Source organism: Pseudooceanicola batsensis HTCC2597, assembly GCF_000152725.1.
Classification (GTDB): Bacteria; Pseudomonadota; Alphaproteobacteria; order Rhodobacterales; family Rhodobacteraceae; genus Pseudooceanicola; species Pseudooceanicola batsensis.
Map to the genome: position 1 here is coordinate 200,373 of NZ_AAMO01000009.1, position 17,227 is coordinate 217,599.

The 17,227-nt window shown below is 64.1% G+C and carries 16 protein-coding genes; 4 read left to right on the plus strand and 12 right to left on the minus strand.

Annotated features, from left to right (window positions below; all coding sequences use genetic code 11):
* Positions 1-18: 18 nt before the first annotated feature.
* The 5 genes from OB2597_RS03580 to OB2597_RS20815 form a co-directional block, all read right to left on the minus strand.
* Positions 19-858, minus strand: coding sequence for an ABC transporter permease (locus tag OB2597_RS03580; RefSeq protein ID WP_009804155.1), 840 nt, complete (start codon positions 856-858; stop codon positions 19-21).
* Between the two features lie 10 nt (positions 859-868).
* Positions 869-1,717, minus strand: a complete 849-nt coding sequence (locus OB2597_RS03585; RefSeq protein WP_009804156.1) for an ABC transporter permease — start codon at positions 1,715-1,717, stop codon at positions 869-871.
* Positions 1,714-2,817: an ABC transporter ATP-binding protein gene (locus OB2597_RS03590; protein ID WP_009804157.1), complete on the minus strand. Its 1,104-nt coding sequence runs from the start codon at positions 2,815-2,817 to the stop codon at positions 1,714-1,716. Before OB2597_RS03590 ends, OB2597_RS03585 begins: the two co-directional genes overlap by 4 nt.
* A 140-nt stretch (positions 2,818-2,957) precedes the next feature.
* A complete protein-coding gene (locus OB2597_RS03595; RefSeq protein WP_084658568.1) occupies positions 2,958-4,040 on the minus strand; it encodes an ABC transporter substrate-binding protein in 1,083 nt (360 codons plus the stop codon).
* A gap of 44 nt (positions 4,041-4,084) precedes the next feature.
* Positions 4,085-4,912: an IclR family transcriptional regulator gene (locus OB2597_RS20815; protein ID WP_009804159.1), complete on the minus strand. Its 828-nt coding sequence runs from the start codon at positions 4,910-4,912 to the stop codon at positions 4,085-4,087.
* A 132-nt stretch (positions 4,913-5,044) separates the two neighbouring features.
* On the opposite strand from OB2597_RS20815, the gene OB2597_RS03605 reads away from it, so the two are divergent.
* Both OB2597_RS03605 and OB2597_RS03610 read left to right on the plus strand, forming a co-directional pair.
* A complete protein-coding gene (locus OB2597_RS03605; protein WP_009804160.1) occupies positions 5,045-7,084 on the plus strand; it encodes a hydantoinase/oxoprolinase family protein in 2,040 nt (679 codons plus the stop codon).
* A 4-nt stretch (positions 7,085-7,088) separates the two neighbouring features.
* Positions 7,089-9,065 carry a hydantoinase B/oxoprolinase family protein gene (locus tag OB2597_RS03610; protein WP_009804161.1) on the plus strand — a complete coding sequence of 659 codons (1,977 nt, stop codon included), beginning with the start codon at positions 7,089-7,091 and terminating at the stop codon, positions 9,063-9,065.
* Positions 9,066-9,443: 378 nt separating this feature from the next.
* Here the strand turns inward: OB2597_RS03610 and OB2597_RS03620 are convergent, their stop codons facing one another.
* The gene (locus tag OB2597_RS03620) at positions 9,444-10,658 is read right to left on the minus strand and encodes an ABC transporter substrate-binding protein (protein ID WP_202944571.1); all 1,215 of its coding nucleotides are present in this window, start codon (positions 10,656-10,658) and stop codon (positions 9,444-9,446) included.
* Between the two features lie 221 nt (positions 10,659-10,879).
* On the opposite strand from OB2597_RS03620, the gene OB2597_RS03625 reads away from it, so the two are divergent.
* Positions 10,880-11,821: a LysR family transcriptional regulator gene (locus tag OB2597_RS03625; RefSeq protein ID WP_009804163.1), complete on the plus strand. Its 942-nt coding sequence runs from the start codon at positions 10,880-10,882 to the stop codon at positions 11,819-11,821.
* Between the two features lie 4 nt (positions 11,822-11,825).
* Here OB2597_RS03625 and OB2597_RS03630 read toward each other — a convergent pair whose 3' ends face one another.
* The 6 genes from OB2597_RS03630 to OB2597_RS03655 all read right to left on the minus strand — a co-directional run bounded on the left by OB2597_RS03630 (position 11,826) and on the right by OB2597_RS03655 (position 16,328).
* Positions 11,826-12,692 (minus strand): alpha/beta fold hydrolase, encoded by an 867-nt coding sequence (locus OB2597_RS03630; protein ID WP_009804164.1) that lies wholly within the window; start codon positions 12,690-12,692, stop codon positions 11,826-11,828.
* 4 nt (positions 12,693-12,696) lie between these two features.
* Entirely contained in the window at positions 12,697-13,632 is a 936-nt protein-coding gene (locus OB2597_RS03635) for an enoyl-CoA hydratase/isomerase family protein (RefSeq protein ID WP_009804165.1), read from the minus strand.
* A gap of 231 nt (positions 13,633-13,863) precedes the next feature.
* Positions 13,864-14,502, minus strand: coding sequence for a MotE family protein (locus OB2597_RS03640; RefSeq protein WP_009804166.1), 639 nt, complete (start codon positions 14,500-14,502; stop codon positions 13,864-13,866).
* Entirely contained in the window at positions 14,502-14,867 is a 366-nt protein-coding gene (locus OB2597_RS03645) for a hypothetical protein (protein WP_009804167.1), read from the minus strand. Before OB2597_RS03645 ends, OB2597_RS03640 begins: the two co-directional genes overlap by 1 nt.
* Complete coding sequence (locus tag OB2597_RS03650) at positions 14,851-15,804, minus strand: flagellar motor switch protein FliM (protein ID WP_009804168.1); 954 nt, start codon at positions 15,802-15,804, stop codon at positions 14,851-14,853. The genes OB2597_RS03645 and OB2597_RS03650 overlap by 17 nt, the downstream gene beginning before the upstream one ends.
* A 2-nt stretch (positions 15,805-15,806) precedes the next feature.
* Entirely contained in the window at positions 15,807-16,328 is a 522-nt protein-coding gene (locus tag OB2597_RS03655; protein ID WP_084658577.1) for a flagellar basal body-associated FliL family protein, read from the minus strand.
* Between the two features lie 184 nt (positions 16,329-16,512).
* Between OB2597_RS03655 and fliF the strand changes: the two genes are divergently transcribed.
* Positions 16,513-17,227, plus strand: a 715-nt coding sequence (gene fliF / locus OB2597_RS03660) for a flagellar basal-body MS-ring/collar protein FliF (RefSeq protein ID WP_009804170.1), incomplete at its 3' end; no start/stop codon positions are given.

The following is a 17,227-nucleotide window of genomic DNA, read 5'->3' on the forward strand; positions in this document are numbered from 1 at the left end:
AAAAACTTCGGGACGCGCTCAGATGCGCATGATCTGCCGCAATCCGACCAACCGTTCGATGATCAGGCCGAGCCCGAAGATCATGATGATCTGGACGGTCGTGATCGCGGCGATGACCGGCGTGCTTTCCCATTGCATGTACGAGAAAATCTCGATCGGCAGCGTCGTCATGCCGGGCCCTGACAGGAAGAGCGCGATGTAGACGTCCCCGAACGAGATGATGAAAGCGAAGATCAGCGACGAGAACAGGCCGGGCGCGACCAGCGGGATGACGACCTCCCAGAGGATACGCAACCGGCTCGCGCCGAGGGTCCATGCGGCCCGCTCGAGCTGCGGATCGACGCCGTCGAGACTGGCGAGAATCCCGGCCACGGTGAACGGCAGGCAGATGATAATGTGTCCGATGATCAGCCCGGCGAGTTCGGGAATGGGCAGGACCGTGAGCAGGATCAGCAGCGAGATGGAGATCAGGATGTGCGGCACCATGATCGGCAGCATGGCGATGGACTGGGCCACCTCGCGGTAGCTGCCGACGTAGCGGATGATGCCGTAGGCGGTGAGGAACCCGATGACGGTCGCCCCGACGGCCGCGACGACCCCTAGCCAGGCGCTGAACTGGAACGCCGCGAGGAACGAGGGGCTTTCCAGAAACTCCCGGTACCATTGCAGCGACAGCCCGTCCGCCGGAAAGGTGTTGGCGCTGGTCGTGTTGAAGGACGACAGGATGATGATGAGGATCGGGGTCAGGAGGAACGCGTAGATCGCTGTCACCGTCACGCCCATGACGATCTGCCGCGTGATCCGCGACCGCCTCGCCGCGTGGAACGAACTTCCCGACGAATTTTGCTGTGTGGTCATTGGCTTTCTCCTACGCCGGTCCATGGCGTCCGCCGCGGAAGTAGAGAGCGATGATCGAGAACTGGCAGAGCACCAGCACGAAAGCGACGGCCGAGGCCAGCGGCCAGTTGAGCGTGGTCAGGACGAGATCGTAGATCTGCTGCCCCAGCATCTGCACGTCCTTGCCGCCCAGAAGCGCCGGCGTGACGACAGAACCCGCCGACAGGGTGAAGACCAGAGCGGATCCCATGAGGATGCCCGTCCGGCTGAGGGGAAGCGTGACCTCCAGAAAAGTCCTTATGCGGCCGGCGCCGAGCGTGCCGGCCGCGCGCTCCACGTCCGGGTCCTGCGATGCGAGCGAGGAGAACAGCGGGAAGACCATGTAGGGCATGAGGATGTGGACCAGCGCTAGCAGCACGGCGGTTTCGGTGTTCAGGATCTGAACCGGCTGATCGATCAGCCCTATGGAGATCAGGGTCTTGTTGACCGCACCGTCGGAGCCGAGCAGGACGATCCAGCCATAAGTCCTCACGATGATCCCGCTCATCAGCGGCGCGATCACAAGAAACATGAGGATACCCCGCCACTGCGTCCGCGACCGGGCGAGAAAATAGGCCAGCGGGTAGCCGAGGAGCAGGCTGAACAGAGAGGTGAGAAACGCGATCTTGAGAGTGCGGAAGATGATTTCCTGATAGTAGCCATCGGTCAGGACACGTTCGAAGTTCTCGGTCGTGAGCGCGGGAACATACAGTTCGAAAGCGTCGTAGCGGAACAGGCTCATCGATAGAAAGAACCCGATCGGCGCGAGAAGGAAGAGCAGATAGACGATGCCTATCGGGCTGAACAGAAATGTGGAGAACAGGCGACCGCTGGTATTCATGCCGCGCCTCCCTTGCGCGTGTCGACCCGCGGGAGAACCCAGCAGTCGTCGGCGCTGATCCAGACCGGGTCGCCGATGTCGAAACCGCGGTAAAGCGCGGTGCTCGGCTTTGAGCAGAGGAGTTCCAGATCCTCCGTCACCCGCATGGTGAGCGAGACCTGATCGCCCGAGAAGACGCGGCTCGAAACCTTGCCCTGCAGCGTGTTGCCTCCGCTGATGGGCGTCTTGGAGACCTCGACCCGTTCCGGGCGCACCATGACCGTGACCCGGTCGCCTTGAGCGACCGTCATCTTGCCGGCCGGAGCCGTGAAGATCGCCTCAGCGACCTTGACCTTGAGTTCGCCCTGGCCCACCTCGACGACCTCTCCGGCCACTAGGTTCGCCTCGCCGATAAATTCGGCTGCGAACCGGCTTTCGGGTCGGTCGTACATCTCCTCGGGCGGCCCCGACTGCTCGATCCCGCCCTTATTCATCAGGATGACGCGATCGGACATTTCGAACGCCTCGTCCTGGTCGTGGGTCACGAATATCGTCGTGATGCCCAGCCTCTGCTGGATGTTGCGGAGATCCAGCCGCATCCGTTTCCGCAGAACGGCATCGAGGTTGGACAGCGGCTCGTCCAGTAGCAGGATGCTCGGCTCGATCACGACTGCCCGCGCCACGGCGACCCGCTGCCGCTGACCACCGCTCAGTTCGCTGGGATAACGCGACCCGATCCCGGGCAGTCCGACTACTTCGAGCACGCGCTCGACCCGCTCCTTGATCTCAGGCTTGGGAACCCGGCGCATGCGCAGCCCGAAGGCCACGTTGTCGAACACGGTCTTGTGCGGAAACAGGGCGTAGTTCTGAAAAACCAAGCCCATGTCCCGCTGCGGCGGCTCGAGCGCCGTGATGTCCCGCCCCTTCATGGACACGGACCCCTCGGTCGGGTTGGTGAGGCCGGCAATGATGTGCAGGGTGGTGGTCTTGCCGCAGCCGGACGGGCCGAGCAGGGTCAGAAACTCCCCCTCGCGGACGGAAATTCCGACGGGGCCCAGGGCGCGGACATCCCCGTACTGCTTCACAACATCCCTGATTTCGAGGACCGGCTCTTGAGTCACGTAAGCACTCCTTGTCGTGTCATGCCAAAGCTCCGCTGGTTCGTGAGCCTCGGTTGCGGCTGGTCCCAGCCGAGTTGCGATTCCGGATGATCCCGAAGTGGTCGGGCTGGACGTCAATGCCCCGCCCGGCCGCCGGTAGGTCAGCCTCCGAGAACCTCGCGGTCCCAGCGGGTCTTGATTTCGTCCCGGTAGGCGAACATTGCCATGTAGTCGAAGTTGCGCTGGATGTTGCCCAGAGATTCGACCTCGTCCGGTGTCATCTCCAAGTGTTTCAACTCGGGCGGAAGGTTGTTCATCAACTCAATGTTCGTCGGCGGGTAGTTCGTGAGCTTGCTGAACGTGGTCTGCGCCTCCACTGAAAGCGAATGGTTGACCAGGTCGAAGGCCAGCTCCCGGCTTGCGTCCGGCCGGTTGGCCACCACCGACGTGTTCCAGATGAAGCTGAGCCCGCCCTCTTCGGGAAGAATGAACTCCACATCCGTGCCCGCGTCTCGAATCTGCATGGTCCGCGCACCGAAGTGCGGCATGATCCACACTTCGCCGGCCGACATGAGCTGCATCGCGTGTTCAACGTTGTCCACGATGATGGCGTCGTTCTCGGCGAACAACGCCTTCAGGCGCTCGATGCCGGGATCGACATTGTCCGGGGCGCCGCCGTTCAGTTCGTTGATCGCGTGAAAGACCTCCTGGCCCATCCAGTTCCAGGCGGGGAAGCCCACCTTTCCCTTGAAGGCCGGGTCCCAGAGATCGGTCCAGGCCGAGGCGCCGTTCGGCACCTCGCTCACATTGACGGCGATGCCGTAGGGAGTGTGCACCTTCCCGGCAAGATGCGGGTACCGGAACGAGGGGTGAATCTGCGCGAGGTTCGGGATGTTTTCTTCCGTCCACTCCTCGATCGCTTCCATCGCCCCGAGCTGGCTAGACGTGTTCTGGTTCTGGTGCGCAAGGTCCCATTGCGGCCGGCGCCGCTGCGCAATCAGCAGGGGCTCGAACCCGAGACCGGTCTTCCAGACGATCTCGGTTCCGCGGTCCGCGACGAAAGGATCGATGATCGCCTGCTGGAAATACTCTTGCCATGTGCCGCCGGGAAAGAGGATACGCAGTTCGCTGGCCTGCGCGGCGGCGCGGCCGGAGAGCATCGGGGTCGCCAGTGCGGCTGCTCCGAGGGCGGCGGAACCGCGAAGAAACGTGCGGCGTGTTGGGTCTGTCTTCCTGATCTTCATTGTTAAGCTCCACTGTTGGTTTGAGCGCTTTGCAATTTTTCTTGCTATTGGGAGGACAGTTCTATGCCGCCCTCCATGACGACCTGGATGGAAAAGGCGTCGCCCGGTACCGGTGCGCGCTTGGTCCAGTACGGATCTCCGACACGGCGTCCGACTTCGCGAGCGGACGCCAGAATGGTCTGTGCGATGGCTTCGATTTCGTGTGCCTCCGCGAACTCGGACGGATACGACAGGCTGAAGCCGATACTCTGCTGTTCGCTCGGGCTGGACACGGCGACCGCGAATGAGCTGAACCCCCGGTGCGCGGAACCGTCCACGGCCGCGTAGCCCAGGTCGCGGACGGTTTCCGCCCGCTTGTTGACCTCGGCTGGCGACAGCGACACGTTCGTTTCGGCGTGGTCCACCTGCGTCGTATAAAGCGCCTGTCGCTCCGCGTCGTCGAGACGCGACAGCAGCGACAGCCCGATCCCGGTGACATGTGCCGGCATCCGAGCGCCCTTGGGAAGTACGAGGCGGATCGGATAGCTGCCCTGAAAAACGTCCGTGAGCACGATGTCCTGGCCGCTCAGCACCCCGACGTAAAAGGTCAGCCCGGTCTTTTCCACGAGCTCCCTCACCATGTCGTCGACCAGCGTCTTGATGTTGAGGTTGCTGTGGTAGAGATTGCCAAGCTGGAATGCGAGGACGCCCGGGACATAGGCCCGCGACGCGCGATCCCGCTCCAGCAGCCCCGCCTCCGCCATTGTCTTCATCAGCCTGGACACCGAGCTCTTCGGCTTTGCGATCTCGGCCGCTGCCTCCGAAACCCCGATTGAGGGCCGGTCGACAGCGAATAGCGACAGTATGTCGAGGGCGTTTTGCAGCGAACTCATTTGTTGCCCTATGTGGAACATGTTGCTGCATATGATATTTAGCGTGGATTTTGAGTCAATACATTTGCTACGGTCTCGGTGTGGCGCCCTTCGGGTGCGCCCCTCGGCAATCGCAAAAAAAGGCACTCAATCGTGTTCAAGATCGGCGTCGACATCGGAGGAACGTTCACCGACTTTGCAGTCTGGAGGAGCGGAGAGGACACCTATGCACAGATCGGCAGTCACAAGCTGTCGTCATCGCGGCCGAACTACGCCGAGGCGGTGGTGGACGGGCTGTCCGAGATCGCGAGGGCCTACGGGATATCGGGCGAAGACGACCTGCTGGTCGTTCATGGAACGACCGTCAGCACCAACGCGATCATCGAGAGGTCCCAGCCGCCCGTCGCGCTCCTGACCACCGCGGGATATCGTGACATCCTGGAGCTCGCGCGGCTGCGCCTGGACAAGCCTGTAGACCTGTTCAACCGGCGCCACCCGCCCCTGACCTCCCGCGAGAATGTCTATGAGGTGCCGGAGAGAATCTTGTCGGACGGAACCGTCGACACGCCGCTCGATACGGATGCCGTCCTCGCCGCGGCCAGAAAGGCGATGGCAGAGGGCATCCGCTCGTTCGCCGTGTGCTTCTTGCACTCCTACCGAAGTCCCAGGCACGAAAAGCAGGCAGCCGAACTGCTGAGGGACACGTTCCCCGAGGTCGACGTCGTCGCCTCGCACGAGGTGTGGCCCCAGCAATCGGAATACGAGCGCGCGGTCCTGACACTGCTGAACACCTACGTAAAGGACATCATGAGCATCTACCTGAGGGAGATCGAGGATTACCTCGCTCGCACCTTCCCCAGGGCCCGGCTGCTGGTGATGAAGTCCAACGGCGGCGCGATGTCCTCGCAGGAGGCACGGGCTCTGCCCGTCCACACCCTGCTGTCCGGTCCGGCCGCGGGCGTTACCGGGGCCTACGAGCTGGCCCGGAAACTTGATGCCGGGAGCGTCCTGACCATGGACATGGGGGGCACCTCGACCGATGTGTCGCTCGTTCAGCCCGACCGGGTCCCGATCACCGCGCAGGCCGAAGTCGGCGACTTCCCCCTCCTTCTGCCCGTGACCGCGGTGGAGGCGCTCGGCGCCGGCGGGGGGTCGGTGATCTGGCTCGACGAGGGCACGCTCAAGGTCGGGCCGCACAGCGCCGGCTCGGTGCCCGGACCAGCCTGCTACGGCAAGGGCGGGACGCTTCCCACGCTGAGCGATGCCTACCTCGTCAACGGCTACCTGCCCGAGACCGGCCTTCTGGGCGGACAGCTCCCCCTGTCGAAGGACAGGGCGGTCGCCTCGCTTGAGGATATTGGCCGCGCGACGGGCGCGGGGCCGGACGATGTGGCGGACGCCGCGATCGCGGTCGCGACATCGAACATGCTGGCGCGCACCCTGCCCTTCCTCGCGCGGCTCGGCGTTGAACCGAGCGAACTGACCCTCATGATATTCGGAGGTGCAGGCGGCATCCACGGCCCGCTGCTCGCCGACGAACTGGGGCTCAGGCAGGTGCTTGTGCCGAGACTGCCATCGGTCTTCTGCGCCTACGGATGTCTCGTGGCCGACCTGGTGCATGACGCCGTGCAAAGCGTTCGCGGGCGAAATCTGGACGGCAGGGAACTTTTCTCCACTTTCCAACGCCTGCAGGAGGACGGCACGGCCTGGGTCCACGATCAAAGCAGTACCCTGACCCGGACGCTGCATTTCGCCGAAATGCGCTATGCCGCACAGGCCTTTACGATCTCGGTGGAGGTCACGGACCTGGTGGAGCGCCAGGCCGACCACTCCTCCTATTCCGACGCCTTTCACGCCGAACACCAGAGGCTGTTCGATCACCACAACCCCGAGGCTCCCGTCGTGATCGACGAATTGCGCACGCGCAGCATCGGAGACCAGTCAAAGCCCGGCGCCGGCACCGGGACAAGCGAGACGCGGGCGCACCCCGAGCCCGTCAGCAGGCGCGAAATACGGTTCGGCGGCGATACAATTGCGCGATGTGCAGTCTACGAAAGGGCTGCGCTCACCGATACGACGGCGATTCGCGGACCGGCGATCATCGAGCAGGACGTCGCGACCATCCTGGTGCCGCCCTCCTTCACCGCCCGGGTCGGCGCGCTTGGCGATCTCTGGCTGAAAAACGAGGTTTGACACGATGCAATCCGCCTTTACCGAGATCATGCGCAACAGGTTCACCGCTATCGCCGAGGAAGCCTCGACGATGGCCTATCGCACCGCGCACACCACGTTCGTCAAGCAGACCCAGGATTTCCAAGTCGCTCTCGCACGCACCGACGGCGCCTTTTTCGCCTTTCCGACGATGACCGGTGTGACGTCGTCCGTGGCTCAGGACATTTCTCCATTCACCCGGGCCATCGACGAACCTTTCGAACCCGGCGACGTCATCATCACCAATGACCCGCACCGTACGGTCGGCCTCGTGACGCACACGATGGACATCCACATGGCCCAGCCGATCTTCTACAAGGGAGAGTTGATCTGCTTCGCGTGGTCCTTCGTGCACGCCACGGACATCGGCGGCGCCGTGCCGGGCAGCATTTCGCCCGACCTCTACGAGGTGTATCAGGAAGGCATCCAGATCCGGCCGGTCAAACTGCGCCGCAAAGGCGTCCAGAACGACGACATTGTCAACCTGCTGAAGGACAATTCCCGGATCGGCGAGGAAGTCTGGGGCGACCTCGAAGCCATGCAATCCGCCATGCGTCTGCTCGAGCGGCGCGTCGACGAGATCTGCGACAAGATCGGGCCCGAAAGGTTCCGGACCGCGACAGACGCGCTGCTCGACTACGCGGAGACCAAGGCGCGAAGCGTGATCGCGAACCTCAAGGACGGCACCTATCGTTTTTCCGACTACCTCGAGGCCGGTTCGGCGGACGACGCCGTGCATATTCACTGCAAGTTGACGATCCGCGGCGACGAAGCCGAGATCGACTACTCGGGCAGCGATCCGCAGGTTGCATCGGCGCTGAATTTCGCGACCGGCGAGCGTACGCATCCGTTTCTGTGCACTGCGCTGACCAACTACATCAACACCATGGAGCCGTCGACACCGGTCAACGGCGGGATCATCCGTCCGATCCGTGCCTATGCCCCGAGGGGCACGATCATGAATGCCGAATTCCCCGCCGCCATGGGGAACCGTTGGGTGGCCGTCATGCGCACCTACGATGCATTGATGGGATGCCTGAACCAGGCGATCGACGGCGCGATCACCGCGGGAGGCGCCGGGCAGGCCGGGATCATCAGCGTGTCCTGGCCCGAAGAAGCCACGGGCCGGACACGGGTCTCGGTGGTGGAACCCTTCTCCGGCGGCTCGGGCGGCCGGAGGAACATGGACGGCGTGCACGGCAATGACACCATGGTGGGCTACCTCAAGAGCACACCGGTCGAGAGCGTCGAAGTCGACTGCCCGCTTGTCGTGCGGCGGCACGAGCTGGTTCCCGAAAGCTTCGGCCACGGAAAGTTCCGGGGCGGGGCGGCTGTCCGGATCGAACTGGAGGCCCGCGCTCCGCAGTGCCGCATCGCCGTGCGGGGGCTGGACCGGCTCCGCTTCCAGCCATGGGGGGTGCAGGGCGGCGCGCCCGGGACTGCGGGCAAGCTTTCCGTGAGGAAGGAGGGCTCGGACGCGGTCATCCGCCAGATCAACATCCTCGCGCTGGCCCGGGGCGATACGCTCACCATGACCTCGCCGGGCGGAGGCGGTTTCGGGCCGCCCCTGGAGCGCGCGCCAGAGCATGTCCTGAAAGACGTGCGTGATGGTTTCCTGGGGCCGGACACGGCGCGGCGGCACTACGGCGTCGCGATCTCGAACGGTCAACTGGATTTGGAGGAAACGAAGGTCCTGAGGGCCAGGATGATGGAGGAGACCGGGCCTCCGTCCCTTTTCGCCTTCGGAGTGGAACGGGAGAACTATCAGGCCACCATCGACCCAGACATCGCGGCCGTCGCGGCGAAGCTGGTCCTTCGGGAACCTCAAGGCAGACGTCCGGCCCTGATCCGGCAGATCCGCGGGCTTCAGAGGAACGGCGAACTTCCGGTCGACCCGGCCGAGGCGGAAACTTGGCTCCTGCGCACGATTGCCTTCGCGCACCCTGCCGCCGAGGCCGGATGACGAGCGGAGACGCGTCGTCTTGCGCAGGAACACTCTTTTGACCACCGGGGGTCCTTAACCGCAGGTACAGATTTGTCGCGGCGGGTCGACCGTCGTTCGGCGCGCGGGCACCCCGCCTATATGGCCCGATGGGATCAGCGACACGAGCCGGGCCTCGCATCATGACAAGTGCCCCGGCCCCACAGGCAACGCAGGGTAGTGTTCTCCGCAGAGCAATGCTCTTTCGCTTTTTTTGGAGCATCGGCAGGCAAAACAGGCCGAAAAGCGAAGAACGGCTACCAAGACGCGATCTCGGTAGCCGTTGTTTTCATTTCGCGAACTCTGGCGCGAGCCGATCTTCCGCCGGAGTGCATTCTCCAGCTCTGGCTCTGCGGCCGCTCAGTAGAGGTCGCCGAACAGTTCCCATCTCTCGCCGTTGAACCTCATCAACTGCATGTTCTCGATGACACCGTAGTCGTCGGGGCTGGTGGTTACTGACACCCCCGGAAGCAGCATCGGGGGGACGTAGTCTTTGAGATTGGCGGCTTGCCGGATGACGTTCTCGCGGCTCAGGTCATCGCCCGCCTGCTCAAGCACCTTAACCAGCGTGTGCGCTGCGGCATAGCCATAGGCGGTAAGGATGCTGTTCTTGTCACCGTCGGGAAAATACTCATCCATAAAGGCGTTCCATTCCTTCATATCGGGCGCATCCGCCCAGGTCGGGTCGGTCGGGTCCTTGATGTACGCCGCGGAAATGATGCCTTCCGACGCTTCGGTACCAGCGGGCTTCATCACCGCCGCAACGGAATTCGCCACACTGTTGAGCAGCTGGACAGGCTTCCAGTCGATCTCGTGCGCCTTTCGGATTGCCTGCGCCGCTGCCTTGTTGGTGGCGATATTGACGAAGACGGTGGCCCCGGAGTTCTTCAGCGTCACGACCTGTGAATCAACCGTCGGATCGGATGTTTCGTAAGACGCCGTGGCGACGATCATCTCGTCGGCCTTATCCCCCAAACCGATGCGGAGGCCTTCCAGAACCTCGCGACCGTAGTCGTCGTTCTGGTAGAGAACGGCAACCGTCGCGTCGGAATGTTCTTGCAGGATGTAGCGGCCGTAGATGGTCCCTTCGTCCTCGAGCGTCGGGTTCCAACCGAACGTCCAGGGATATTCCTCGGGGTTGGTGAACGCCTTCGCGCCGCTCGAAGCGAACAGTTGCGGCACCTCGCGGGCGTTGAGATATTTGTGAATGGCGGTATTGGCGGGCGTGCCCAGGGTCTGGAAAACTGCCAGAACCTCGTCCCGTTCCACGAGTTCGCGGGTACGCTCGACGGTCTTTGGCGGGCTGTATGCGTCATCATAGGAGATGAACACGATCTTGCGCCCGTTGATGCCCCCCTCGGCATTGACCTTGTCGAAATACGCCTGCTCGGTCTTCGCGATCGTTCCATATGCAGAGGCCGGGCCGCTGTAGGCTGTGGTGTTGCCGATGCGGATCTCCGTTTCGGTCACCCCCGGCATGTCCGCTGCTGCCAAGGGCGCGGCGAACATCAGCGCGAAAGCCCCGATGAGTGCTGCCCGCATCGTCGAGCGAGCCGGCAATTTGGATGATGTCATGACTTCTCTCCCCAGAAGCTTGTATACTATTCAAGAGGTCGCGCTCGGCCTTGCCGTTGGCTCGACCGAAGTTCCCGGTGCGGCCTGCAATTTGCGGTTGGCTAGTCCTCCCTCTCGTGAAACTTTAGTTAGGTTGCCTCGCGAAGGGCTAGGCGAACTCAAATGATGGGGGCCATCATCGAATTTGATGGCTGCACCGACGCTTCGGAAGGGGCTCATCCATGGATCTGAAACAGCTATCGTATTTCATGCTCATCCACGAACACGGTAGCATCAGCAAGGCCGCATCCGCGGCAGGTGTCGTCCAGCCGGCACTGAGCTCTCAGATCAGAAAGCTCGAAGCCGAATTTGGTGTGCCTCTCTTCGTTCGCACGCATCGGGGTGTAGTGCCGACCTCTGCGGGCGACCGCATTTATCAGCTTGCCGCGTCCATCACCGCGAATATCGCCGATGCCAAGCAGGATCTCTCCGCGCTTGTCGAAGCGGACCAGGTCGGTGGCAGGATCAAGGTGGGTTTCCCGCCCTCCTTGGCCCGCGGCATCTTCAGCCCGTTGATGACCAGTTTCACCAATGACTTTCCCAATGTGAAGGTCACCATGATGGAAGCTTTCAGCGGCACTCTGACGGAATGGGTGATCGACGGCCGCATCGACTTTGCCATCGGCGCAGTGCCGCTGGATGTCGCCGGCCTGCGCCAGCGAAAGATATATACCGACAACATCGTGTTGATCTCGGGGCAACCGATTGCGGGGAAGCAACTGGAACCGTGCCGGCTGGACAACATCCCCGGGCTCAAGCTGATCCTTCCCTCGGAAGCGCACAGCTTTGGCGCAGTGGTCCGGAAGTACCTGGAGGAAGGAAGGATCGTGGCCGACTCCACCGTCGAGGTGGATGGCGCGTCCGGCGGTATCGCGTTGGCACGATCCACCGACTGGGCCGGTCTCTGTCCGTTCTGCGCCGTTCACGGGGATCTGCGCCGCAACCAGATTTACGTGAACCCGATCGCGGCACCGGAACTGAAATGGGATCTGTATCTGCTCTACGACGAGAAACGCCCGCTGACTGCGGCGGCGCACCGCTTCATCGCAATGGTGGAACGCGAACTGGCCGAGCTGAAGAAAGTTTGGACCGAACTCAGCAGAACGAGTTCGGAGGCGATCTGATCCCTCAACCGTCCGGTGGTTCCCGATCGAACAGGACACCGAGAATGCCGTTCACCCGGTCGGCGGCCTCGTACTGGGCCCAGTGGCCGACGCCCGCCAGCAGGTGACCCCGTGCCTGCGGGCCCCAGGAACGGACGAGGTCGGGACGATGGGGCAGATCCTCGGGCGGAGGGAAGGGGTCGCCGTCGCCCCAGATGCCGACGAGTTGCCCGTCGAACCCCGGCATGGTCTCACCGAGACCCGGGCCCCAGACAAGCCGCTCGACCCGCAGCCGCGCGAGAGCGGATCCTTCGTACTGGATCCGCATGGCCTGGGGGCAGACGGCCGCGGGGTCGGCGAACATGATGGAGTTGAGGTTGAAGCGGATCGCCTCGGCCAGGTCCTGACCGGTGCGGTGCCGGACGCTGCGCATCGCGGGCGCACGGGGAGTGGAGAGACCGCCGGGAGCGATAAGCGCGATGTGGCTCTGCCGGCCGGGATGAAGCCGCCGCAGCGGGCCGGTCACCGCCCCGCCGAGCGAAAAGGCGACAAGCCGGTAGCGCGCCTCTCCGAGTATCTCGTCCAGCCCGCCGGCCACGCCACGGCCGATTGCGGCGATGGAGGGCTCGGGCGGCATGTCCGACAGGCCGTAACCGGGCAGGTCGGGGATCAGGACGCGGTGATCGACCATCAAGGGCTCGATGTTGCGGACGAAATGGGGCCAGCCGCCATAGGCGCCGTGCAGCATCACGAGGGGCGGACCCTCGCCCCATTCCGCCCAGTGCACGCGCGCGCCCGGGGGGCCGGTGACCCGGCGCCGCGCCGTCGCGGCAAGCCGGTCGAGCTGCGCATCCGGCGCGCAGAGCTCGGGCGGCAGGGACGTGTCCTTCACCGGTTCAGTACCCCTTGAACAGAGGCGTGCGGCGTTCGTTCATCGCGCGCACCCCTTCCTTGAAATCATCGGTCGGGCGCACGAGGCCCTGTTCGAAATGCTCGGCATAGGTGGCCAGCTTGAAACCGTCGAGGAAGCCCTGGCGCAGCGTGCGGCGGACCCCCTGCACGGCCAGCGGGCCAGAGGTCGCGATCTCCTTTGCCTTTCCGATCGCCATTTCGAAGACATCGGTCTGATCCACGATCCAGTCGAGCAGCCCCATCTCGTGCGCCGCCTGCCCCGGCACGCGTTCGCCGGTCATGAACATCCACGCGGCCTTCTGCTGGCCGACGATGCGCGGCAGGCTGAAGGTCGTGCCGAAACCCGGATGATAGCCCTGCCGCGCGAAGTTGGCCGACAGCCGCGCCTCGGGGCAACCGACCCGGAAGTCGGCGGTCAGTGCCAGGCCGATGCCCGCCCCGACGGCCGCGCCCTGGATCGCGGCGACCACGGGCTTGGCGTTCGACACCAGCCGGTGCGCCTCCTGATAGAGATGCCGTCCGGCCTCCTGCGTGATCGAGTCGCCGTCGTCCTTGACCCGCTCCGCCAGGTTCGCCCCGGCACAGAAATGCTTGCCCTGCGTGCAGAGCACGATGGCGCGGATCTCTCTGTCGGCGTCCAGTTCGTCATAGGCGTCGCCGATGGCGGCAATCGCGGCGATATCGACGAAATTGTTCGGGCCGCGCTGAAGCTCGACGATGCCGACATGGCCGTCGCGGATGATCTGGACGTCGCTCATGGTTCCTCCCTCCGGGTGGTCCGGACCCGGTATCCTGTCCCGAGGCGCGTGGTGGGCGATGACCCTGCGATGCGCCTCGCGCGGGCCATCGGGGTCCGCATGGTGCGCCATCATGGCAAGCGGCAGCTCCTGCGTCACCCCCATTCCGTCGATGTCCTGCATCGCCTTGCGGATCGTGACTTATGCCTGTCGACCACCTATCCCTGCCCGTCCGGCCCCGCGCGGCTCATGTGGAATGCGCCCGGGCGGACGCGGCCGGCCGCCGGGGGCTGTCTGCCCCCGGACCCCCGAGGATATTTCCGGCAAAAAGAAGTTTCATGCTCTTCTTCTTGCCGACAGGATTCCGGAGGGTGATCCACGGAGCGTCGAGGGGCGCAGCCCCTGCCCGGCTGGTTACTGGAGCCGGAGGTTGTTCAGCCGCTGGTCGCCCGGCAGTTTCGACCGCTCGAGGATGATTTTCGAGATCGCGCGCGCACGGACCGGGTTCAGGCCGGCGAGGATCGGGGCGGCGGTGCGTTCCGGCATGGTGCCCAGGACCATGACCGAGACCTCGATGTCGAGATCGTTCATGATCGCGGCGGCGTCCTTGGGCTTCATGTTGGAATAGAGCGCGACGAGGCGGCGGACGTCGTCGGTCTGCGCGGCCTCGACCTTGGCGAACAGCGTGTCGAGCGCGGTCTTGAGTTCGTCGAGCCGCCCCTGTTCCAGTTGCAGTTTTTCCGCCGCCAGCGCGACCTCGGCCTCGCGCCGGGCGATCTGGACCTTCTGCTCTTCCAGGAACTCGCGTTCGCGCGCGATGATCTGGAGCATTTCCTCGGGCATGGCGCAGGCTTGGGGCAAGTCGGTTTCCGCGGGCTCCGTCTCTTCCGCCGGTTCCTCTTCCTTGGCCGTGGCGGCGATGGCGGGGGTGAGGAACAGCCCCTCGCCCGCGCTCGGAACGGCGGGGGCCGGGTCGATCAGCGACACCGCAAGCTTGGCTACACCGACGCCGCCCAGGGCGAGCAGCATCATCGGGAAGGGACGGATGGCCATCAGGCGCCCCGGGTGCGCGCGGTTTCGAAAAATCCGCGGACGAGATCGGACTTGCCGGTGACACGGGTCACGCCGGCGGGCTTCTCGACCTTTTCGCGGCTGGTGCGGAAGGACACGACCTGCGCGCTGTCCTCCGAGGGCCGGGCCGCCGGTTCGGGCGAGGGCACCCTGACCTTTTCGGCCACCGATTTCAGCAGCGAGACCGAGCTTTCGGACTTGTCCACCGCTTCGGAGAACTGGCCGACCACCGGCTCCATGTCCTTCAGCACGGCCATCAGCGCCCGCACGCGGCGGTCGACGAGGTAGGCATAGGCCAGGGTCCCGACCAGCAGCACAAGGATCGTCAGGTCAATCAGGTAGGACATCGGTCATTTCCTCTTCGTCTTTGAGCTGCTCGGTGATCTTCAGCGCCATGCGGCCGTTCTTGCGCTTGCCGGTCTGGGCCATGTACATCTCGTGGCCGCTGCAGATCAGCGATACCGGCTGGTCGACCTCGATGCCGAGGTCCAGCACCTGCCCCCGCTTCCACTCCAGCACCTCCTGAAGCGGCACCTTGGTGTCGAAGAGCCGGGCGGTGACCAGGACATCGGTGTCCGAGATCACCTCGGTCATGTTCTTGCGCCAGCTCTTGTCGCCGCCGAGCGACCCGCCGTGGAACGGCTGCACCAGCATGTTGCGGATGTTCGAGAGCGCGTTGAACGGCATGACGATGTAGAAATACCCGTCGCGGTCGTCCATCGTCACATGCATCCGCAGCCGCACGCAGCCGGTGTTGGGCGGGGCCAGGACCATGGCCTGGGCGTTGGTCTCGATATGCGAGATCGTGAACTCGATCTGCGCGAGCTGGCCGAAGGTCTCGCTCAGCTCGTTCAGCATCAGCTGCGTCACCTCGGTGCCGATCTTCTTCTCGATCGCGGTAAAGCTGCGCGGGACCCATTCGCTGCGGCCGGCCATCCGTCCGCCGAAGGTGATCTCGAGCGTCGAGATCAGGAAGGACGGGTCGATGACCAGGGCGAAGGGGCCGTCCCAGTCGGGGGATTCGATGACCGAGATCAGCGCCGGGCTGGGCATGCTTTCCAGCGCGTCGCCCGTGGGCAGGTAGTCGATGGCGTCGATGCTGGATTCGCAGATCGCGCCGACGTAGTGCTTGATCGCCGGCCCGACGGCGAGCGAGAAACGTTCCAGGATCACCTCGAGAATGGGCAGCCGTTCATAGGACCGCTTGGCCTTCTGGATGATCTCTTCCTCGACCGGGGTGCCGGCGGGAAGCTTGGGGTCTGCCTTGGCTGTGGATGCGCTCATGTCTATTGCACGATCAGGTCGGAGATGAGGATTTCCCGCGGCGCCTCGGAATCCGATACGGACCGGGCGCGGCGCAGCAGTTCGGCCTTGAGGATCGTGATCCCCGCGCTGCCCTGCACGTCGCGCTCGGACAGCTGGCGCAGGTAGTCCTGAAAGGCGTCGCGGACGAAGACCATGCGCTCTTCGACATGCGCGGCGCCGGGGAGGGTCTCGTCATAGACCAGCGCGGCGTTCAGCTTGAGAAACCGGGTGGTCTGGCGGCCGGTCGCGGTGGTGGCGTGGATATTGACGATAATTTCCTTGAACGGCGCCACGACCACAGTTTCGGCGCTTTTCTGTGAAGAATGTGTGATCGCGACACTGTCGTTCTTGGTCACTTCGGGCGCGGCCTCGTGCGTGTCGCTCCCGCCGCCGGTGGCCAGCGCCAGCGCGTCGTCGAAGCCCATGGCCGCCACCAGCCCGCCGATCAGGGCCACGAGACCCACGACCGCGATCAGGACCAATGATACGACCCGTTTTCCCATCACTCTTTCCAGTGTCCGCCCGTTTTCGATTTCGCCCTTCGGTCATGAACAGGGCAGTGTTATTTCTTGTGGAAGATGCCGATTTGAGTGGTGATTGGCAAGTATAAACTGTAAAGTTATCTTGCCTTTCAAGAATAGTTTCGCCTATTCTTGGTCAATAGCACAGAACAACCTGGGGGCGGCGTTGCAGGCCTTGCTCGAAAATCTCAAGGCACTTGGTCAGGGGCGTTTGATCGCCCTCGGCGTGACCGGCGTCGTGCTTGTTCTTGCGACTTTTTTCGGCGTGCGCGCCGTTCTCGAGCCGAGCTACAGCACCCTTTACCGCGACCTGACCCCGTCCGAGGCGTCGCGCATGGTCGGGGCGCTCGAAGGTGCGGGTTTCGCCGTGCAGGTCGATTCGTCGGGCAGCATCCTGAGCGTTCCGCAGGAGGATCTGGCGCGCGCCCGGATGGAGCTGGCCGGCCAGGGGCTGGTCGGCGACGGCGCCGCGGGGTGGGAGATCTTCGACGAGGCCAGCGGCCTGGGGATGAACTCCTTCATGCAGAAGATCAACCGGCTGCGCGCCCTCGAGGGCGAGCTGGCCCGATCGATCCAGACGATCGACGGTGTCGACGCCGCGCGCGTCCACCTTGTTCTGCCCGAGCGCGAAGCCTTTTCGCGCGAGCGGCCGCAGCCCTCGTCCTCGGTCATCATCCGGTCGCGTGCCGGCCATCAGGTCAATCTGCGTCAGGCGCAGGCGATCCGGGCGCTCGTCTCCTCGGCCGTGCCCGAGATGTCGCCGGGCCGGGTGACGGTGCTGACCGCCAACGGCGAAACGATCCTGGCCGAGGAAGGCACGGACGTCGCCGAGGTCACGCAGCAGTCGCTGAAGGCCTCGGTCGAGGATCGCATCGCCTCGA